Raw genomic sequence first — 7,517 nt, forward strand, 5'->3', positions numbered from 1 at the left:
CGTTTCCTCAGTGATTGTGGCGCGGCGTCGTTTCCGACGTCCGGCGATATTTCAATGCAAGGTCGAGCACGCCGCCGTCACCAAGCTGGCCGACCTTCTCGCGGTAGATTTCCTCCCACGGCGTCTGGCTGGCCGGGACCGGGGGAATACCGTCGCCCTTGCGCCGCGCGATCTCTTCGTCGGTCACCAGCATGTCGCAGCGACCATGGTTCAGGTCGATGCGGATGGTGTCGCCGGTACGCAGCCACGCAAGTCCCCCGCCGACCGCGCTTTCGGGGGAAGCGTTCAGGATCGACGGGCTGTCCGACGTCCCCGACTGCCGCCCGTCGCCGATCGTCGGCAGGCTCTGGATACCGCGTTGCAGGAGTGCGGCGGGCGGTTGCATGTTGGTGACCTCGGCCGACCCCGGCCAGCCGATCACGCCCGCGCCGCGAATGACGAGGATGCAGTTTTCGTCGATGTCGAGCGCCGGATCGTCGATGCGGTGGTGATAATCGTCCGACCCGTCGAACACGATCGCCCGCCCCTCGAAACAGCCTTCATTGCCGGGCTGCGACAGATAGCGCGCCCGAAAATCCGGGCTGATGACGCTGGTCTTCATGATCGCCACGTCGAATAGATTGCCCGACAGGACGAGGAAGCCGGCCTGTTCCTTGAGCGGCTGGTCGTAGGGTCGGATGACCTCGCGGTCGGTGGCGAAGCGGTTGACGACATTCTCGCCCAGCGTTCGGCCGGTGACGGTTGCGACATTGCCGTCGATCTTCCCCACGGCGATCAGTTCGGACAGCACCGCCGGCACGCCACCCGCGCGGTGGAAGCGTTCGCCAAGGAAGCGCCCGGCCGGCTGTACATCGACCAGCAACGGCAAGTCATAGCCATAGTCCATCCAGTCGGACGGCTTCAGCTCGATATCGGCATGGCGCGCCATCGCGTGGAGGTGCGGATGGGCGTTCGACGATCCGCCGATCGAGGTGATGAGCGCGATCGCGTTCAGGAACGACTGGCGCGTCAGGATTTTCGAGGGGCGCAGGTCGTCATAGGCCATGTCGACGATCCGTCGGCCGGTCTCGTAGGCGATCTGTCCGCGTTCGCGATAGGGTGCCGGGATCGCCGCGCAGCCGGGCAATGACATGCCCAGCCCTTCGGCGATGGCGTTCATGGTCGATGCGGTGCCCATGGTGTTGCAATGGCCCGCCGACGGTGCCGAAGCGGTCGCCGCCTCCAGAAACTCTTCCTCGGTGATCTCGCCCGCCGCCAGCCTGCGGCGTGAGCGCCAAATGACCGTGCCCGACCCGACCAGATCGCCGTCGTGCCAGCCGTCGAGCATCGGTCCGCCCGACAGGACGATCGCAGGAATATCAACGGTCGACGCCGCCATGATCGCCGATGGCGTGGTCTTGTCGCACCCGGTGGTCAGCACCACCGCGTCGATCGGATAGCCGTTCAGGACCTCGACCAACCCGAGATAGGCGAGGTTGCGGTCGATCGCCGCGGTCGGGCGGCGGCAATTCTCGAAGATCGGATGGGTCGGGAACTCCATCGGGATGCCGCCCGCCGCCTCGATCCCGGCCTTCACGCGCTTGACGGTTTCGAGGTGAATGCGGTTGCATGGCGTCAGGTCGGACCCCGACTGGGCGATGCCGATGATCGGCCGCCCGCCGGTCAGTTCCTTTGGCGTGATGCCATAGTTCATGAACCGCTCGAGATAGAGCGCGGCCATGTCGAGCCGGCCGGGTGCGGCGAACCATTCGCGCGATCGGAACGGACGGACGGGAGTGCGGGTCATCGGTTCTTCCTGATGCCCCTTCCGCTTGAAAGCGCAAGGGGCGGGTTACGGTCGGGAAAAGGCCGGGCTCAGCCCCGCATTTCCTCCAGTTCCTTGCCGTTCGTTTCCTGAATGAAGCGCAGGACGAGGAAGAAACTGATCGCGGCGAAGGTGGCGTAGAAGCCGTAGGTGATGGTCAGGCCCAGCCCGGCGGCCATCACCGGGAAGGTCCAGGTGATGACGAAGTTCGCGAACCACTGCGCGAACCCGCACACTGCCAGCGCCGACCCACGGATCTGGTTGGGGAACATCTCACCCAGCATCACCCACATGATCGGGCCCCAGCTGACGTTGAAGAAGACGACGTACAGATTGGCGGCGATCAGCGCGGTGGTCCCCAGCCCGGCCGACAGTTGCAGTTTGCCCGCCGCGTCGAGCGTACCGTTGTGGAAACAATAGACGAGCGCGAACAGCGTGACGGCCATGCCCGCCGATCCGATCAGCAACAGCGGCTTGCGGCCGATCTTGTCGACCAGTCCGACGGTGACGAAACACGCCGCGATCGAGACGAGACCCGACACGATATTGATCTGAAGCGACTGATCTTCGGTAAAGCCCGCGAGCTGCCACAGGGTCGCGCCGTAATAGAAGATCACGTTGATACCGACGAGCTGCTGGAACACCGCCAGCAACAGCCCGGCCCATACGATCGGGCGGATGCCGCCGCGTGCCGGGTCCTTGATGTCGGACAGCCGGGGCTTGTGGTCCTTGTCGAAGCTTGCGGCGATCTCGCCGATCTTCACTTGCGCGGCGGCCGGTCCGAACAGGCGGGTCAACACGATGCGCGCTTCGTCCAACCGTCCCTTCTGCACCAGGAAGCGCGGGCTTTCGGGAATGAAGGTCAGCGCGACGAGGAATACGGCGGCGGGAATCGCCTGCATCCAGTACATCCAGCGCCACGCCTCGTATCCGCCCCACCACATCGCGGTCGACGAACCGGCGGCACCAGCCAGATAATAGTTCACGACGAACGCAGCGGTCAGGCCGGTGATGATCATGATCTGCTGGATGGTGGTCATCCGCCCGCGGATATTGGCGGGGGCGACTTCGGAGATATACGCCGGCGACAGCACCGACGCTGCACCCACCGCCATGCCGCCCATGAACCGCGCGACGATAAAGATGATCTGCAGATGGCTGAAACCCTGAATGATCGCGCCGACCAGGAACAGGATCGCGGCCAGCATCATCACCTTGCGCCGGCCCATCGTGTCGGCCAGCTTGCCAGCGAGGAACGCGCCGACGAAACAACCGACCAGCAGCGAACCGACGGTCAGGCCAAGGCCGTTTTCAGTCAGGTTGAAGGCGGACTTCAGCCCTTCCTGCGTGCCGTTGACCGCACCGCTGTCATATCCGAACAACAGCCCCCCGATCGTCGCCACTGCGACGATCGCGATGACGAGCGCGATGTTCACGCGCTCCCCCGTCGCCTCTACCATCCCCATCCACTCCATTTTCTCGCCGCAGTTAGAAACGGCGTGTTAGCGGTAACGGTGGCGAATTATTAAGACAAATGCAAGCGTCCGCGACAACGGCCCGGCGCCTTTTACGCCGGTGAATGCCACTATATCGTTCCCGGACGAACGGCCACCCCCGGCACCGGCCCCGACGACTCGCGTACGATCAGTTCATGGTCAAGGACGCGGTCCTCGCCAGCGGCGGACCCCTGACCCATGCGACGATCGCGCAGTTGCCCCAACAGTATCTCGACCGCGGCCTCCGCCATCGCCGCGATCGGCTGGCGAATCGTGGTTATTTCCGGCCAGGTCGTTGTCGCCAGCGACGTATCGTCGAACCCGACGATGCTGAGATCGTCGGGGACGTGCAACCCACGCCGATGCGCGACGCTGATCGCCGCCGCGGCCATGTCGTCGTTGCAGGCAAAGATGGCGGTTGGCCGGTCGGCGCGATCGATCAGACGCTCACCGGCGTCGATCCCCGATCGAAAGGTGAAATAGCCCTGCTCGACCGGCATGTCGTTCAGATCGAGGCCGGCTGCTTCGATGGCGGCGACGAAGCCGCGCCACCGCTCGGCGCTTGATCCGTTGTTGGGATCGCCGCGCACGAAACCGATACGGCGATGGCCGAAGTCGATCAGATGCTGGGTCATTGCCCGTGCTGCTGCGCAATCGTCGATCCGCACCGACGACCGCCCCGATTGCGCCACGCCTACCGCGACCGCGACCGACGGCGTGCCCGCCGCATCGAGTTCGTCTCGCACTGGCACGGAATCCGATAATGGCGGCGGCAGGATCACCCCCTGCACGGCCGTCGATGCGAAGCGCCGCGCGCCCTCAGCCTGTGCTTCGGCACTGTCGCCATCGCACGGTTCGAGAACCAGATGACAGCCTACCTTGCGCGCACCCTCCAGCGCGCCGATCAAGAAATTGGACAGATAGGCGAGCGACGGGTTGGCGTAGAGTAATCCGATCTGCGCTGCCTCGCCGGCGGCCAGACTTCGCGCGGCGCTGTTGGGCCAATAGTTAAGCTGCTCAATCGCCGCCATTACCGCTTCGCGCGTCGACTGACGAACATTCACGCCGCCATTGACCACGCGCGAAACCGTCATTGCCGATACGCCCGCCAACCTTGCGACGTCCTGCACGGTCACGCTGCCACCGCTACGACGACTTGGCTTTTCCATGGATGAAAACGGCTCCCTTGGTGCAAGGCTTATGGCGCGGAACGAATGAATGCAATTGGCACGATCGGTTGACGAATTTCGCAACGCAAGATAGCTGATAGCGCTACCAAATAGCGGCGGCGGGTGAACCGGATGCCGAATGTCCTGGGAGAGAGATCTTGACCCTTCGCGCCAAGCCCGTACGCCTTGCGCTTGCCTGTCTGCTGGCGACCGCCGCGACCGGTACCCTCGTCGCACAGACCCGCCCCAACCGTCCGGTATCGGCCGAACGGCTGCTGTACAAGGACGCGTCGCAACCGGTTGCTGCCCGGGTCGAGGACCTGCTGCGCCGCATGACGCTGGAGGAAAAGGTCGCCCAGATGATCGGCGTCTGGGAAAAGAAGGGCGCTATTCAGGACGCGAAGGGCAATTTCTCGGCGGCGAAGGCATCACGCGTCTTTCCTGACGGCCTCGGCCAGATCACCCGCCCGTCGGACAAGCGCGGCGTGACCGCCAGCAACAACGCGGCCGGCGTCGCCGCCGACGCGGTCAACCGCACCGCGCAGGAAACTGCCGACTACATCAACGCCGCACAGCGCTGGGCGGTCGAACGGACCCGGCTCGGCATCCCGATGATCATGCATGAGGAAGCACTGCACGGCTATGTCGCGCGCGGGGCTACCAGCTTTCCGCAGTCGATCGCACTGGCATCGTCATGGGACCCGGCGCTGGTCGAGCGGGTTTTCGGCGTTGCCGCCCGTGAAATGCGCGCCCGTGGTGCCAACCTCGCCCTTGCTCCCGTCGTCGACGTCGCCCGGGACCCGCGTTGGGGTCGGATCGAGGAAACCTATGGCGAAGACCCGCATCTCGTCGGCGAAATGGGCCTTGCCGCGATTCGCGGGTTCCAGGGCACGACCCTCCCCCTCGCGCCGACCAAGGTCATGGTCACGCTCAAGCACATGACCGGCCATGGTCAGCCAGAGAACGGGACCAATGTCGGCCCGGCCAATATCTCCGAGCGGACGCTGCGCGAGAACTTTTTCCCGCCGTTCGAACGCGCGGTGAAGGAACTGCCGGTACAGGCGGTGATGGCGTCGTATAACGAGATCGACGGCATCCCCAGCCACGCCAACAAATGGCTGCTCGACGACGTGCTGCGCCGCGAATGGGGGTATAAGGGGTCGGTGGTCAGCGACTATTTCGCGATCAAGGAACTGAACGTCCGCCACCATCTGTACGGCACCGACATGGCCGCCGCCGGGCGCCGCGCGCTGGATGCCGGCGTCGATATGGAACTGCCCGACGCGGAGGGCTGGTCGACCCTCGCAGCGATGGTCAAGTCGGGGCAGGTCCCGCAGGAACAGGTCGACAATGCCGTCCGCCGCATCCTGACCATGAAGTTCCAGATGGGCCTGTTCGAAAACCCCTATGCCGATGCCCGCACCGCCGAGGCCAAGACCGCGACGCCCGACGCGATCGCGCTGGCTCGCGAAGCCGCCGTCCGGTCGATGGTCCTGCTGAAGAACCGCAACAACCTGCTGCCGCTCGACCCGGCCAAGGTCGGCAAGATGCTGGTCGTCGGCACCCATGCCCGCGATACCCCGATCGGCGGCTATTCGGACGTACCCAAGCATGTGGTTAGCGTGCTGGAGGGCATGCAGCAGGCCGCACAGGGCCGCTTCTCGGTCGATTATGCCGAAGGTGTTCGCCTGACCCGCAGCCGGCAATGGGCGGCCGACAAGGTCGAACTGGTCCCGGCGGCCGAGAATGCCCCGTTGATCGAGGAAGCGGTGCGAAAGGCGGCGCAGGCCGACACCATCCTGCTGGTGTTGGGCCAAAACGAACAATTGAGCCGTGAGGCATGGGCCGACGCGCATCTCGGCGACCGGCAGAAGCTCGACCTGATCGGCGAGCAGAACGAACTGGCCCGCCGCCTGTTCGCGACCGGCAAGCCGGTGGTGGTCGTGCTGCTGAACGGCGGCCCGCTCGCCGCGACCTATCTGGAGGCGAACGCCCCCGCGATCGTCGAAGGCTGGTATCTGGGACAGGAAACCGGCAACGCCGTCGCCGATGTCGTGCTCGGTCGCGCCAATCCGGGCGGCAAGCTGCCGGTATCGGTCCCGCGTAGCGAAGGCCAGCTGCCGATCTTCTACAACCACAAGCCGACCTCGCGGCGCGGGTATCTGTTCGACACCACCGCCCCGCTCTACCCGTTCGGTTATGGCCTGTCCTATACCAGCTTCGACATCGGTGCGCCGCGCCTTGCCAAGGCGACGATCGGCCGCGACGACACAGTGCGCGTGTCGGTTGATGTCGCGAACACCGGCCGCCGCGTCGGTGACGAGGTCATCCAGCTTTACGTCCGCGACGACGAAGCGACCGTTACCCGCCCGGTACTCGAACTAAAACACTTCCAGCGCGTGACGTTGCAGCCGGGTGAAAAGCGGACGGTAACGTTCGACCTGAAGCCGTCGGACCTCGCCTTCTGGAACGTCGCGATGCACCGCGTCGTCGAACCGGGCACGTTCACGATCAGTGCGGGCAACAGCTCGACGGCACTGAAGACGGCGACCCTGACGGTTCGCTGAGCACCAATGCTGCCGCCATCCGCGTTACCCCGGCAATTTTTCGGGGTAACGCGGGTAACGGTGACGTGGTGACTGCCGATAATGTGTTCAGTCACCCAAGCGCAGACGCCGCTCGGGTCAAGGCTTGCGTACAGCAGCCCACTAACCCCGATCTAAATTCGATCAAAATATCTTTCGCCAAGCTTGAACGCCTGGTGCGAAAGGCTCGGGAACGCAACGGTAAGAGCGTTTGGAACCGCATTGGGTCACCCCTCGAAGGCTTCCCGCCAACACAATGCTCAAGCTGCGCTCGCTGGGCTACGGTATGATCGCTACTGGCTTCAGGTTTGAACAACGAAACGCCGTCGGCTTAAGCCGACGGCGCTTTCTTGTTCAGTATGGCCAGTCGACGCAAACCACGTCGACCAAGAGGCATACGGCCTAGGTGTTTAGTCCCGGCATCTGGTGGATCGGGTTGACGATGAACCGGTCTGGCTCTGAC

Annotated in this window: 4 protein-coding genes; 1 reads left to right on the forward strand and 3 read right to left on the reverse strand. The window is 64.4% G+C overall.

Annotation, left to right across the window (positions count from 1 at the left end):
* Window positions 1-7: 7 nt before the first annotated feature.
* The 3 genes from ASE91_RS00685 to ASE91_RS00695 form a co-directional block, all read right to left on the reverse strand.
* Window positions 8-1,786: an IlvD/Edd family dehydratase gene (locus ASE91_RS00685; protein WP_056621805.1), complete on the reverse strand. Its 1,779-nt coding sequence runs from the start codon at window positions 1,784-1,786 to the stop codon at window positions 8-10.
* Between the two features lie 68 nt (window positions 1,787-1,854).
* Window positions 1,855-3,264, reverse strand: coding sequence for a sugar porter family MFS transporter (locus ASE91_RS00690; protein WP_056621842.1), 1,410 nt, complete (start codon window positions 3,262-3,264; stop codon window positions 1,855-1,857).
* A 125-nt stretch (window positions 3,265-3,389) separates the two neighbouring features.
* The gene (locus ASE91_RS00695) at window positions 3,390-4,469 is read right to left on the reverse strand and encodes a LacI family DNA-binding transcriptional regulator (RefSeq protein ID WP_056004009.1); all 1,080 of its coding nucleotides are present in this window, start codon (window positions 4,467-4,469) and stop codon (window positions 3,390-3,392) included.
* 158 nt (window positions 4,470-4,627) lie between these two features.
* Between ASE91_RS00695 and ASE91_RS00700 the strand changes: the two genes are divergently transcribed.
* Complete coding sequence (locus tag ASE91_RS00700) at window positions 4,628-7,036, forward strand: glycoside hydrolase family 3 N-terminal domain-containing protein (protein ID WP_200911165.1); 2,409 nt, start codon at window positions 4,628-4,630, stop codon at window positions 7,034-7,036.
* The last annotated feature ends 481 nt before the right edge of the window (window positions 7,037-7,517 follow it).

This window comes from Sphingomonas sp. Leaf62 (genome assembly GCF_001421915.1).
GTDB lineage: Bacteria > Pseudomonadota > Alphaproteobacteria > Sphingomonadales > Sphingomonadaceae > Sphingomonas.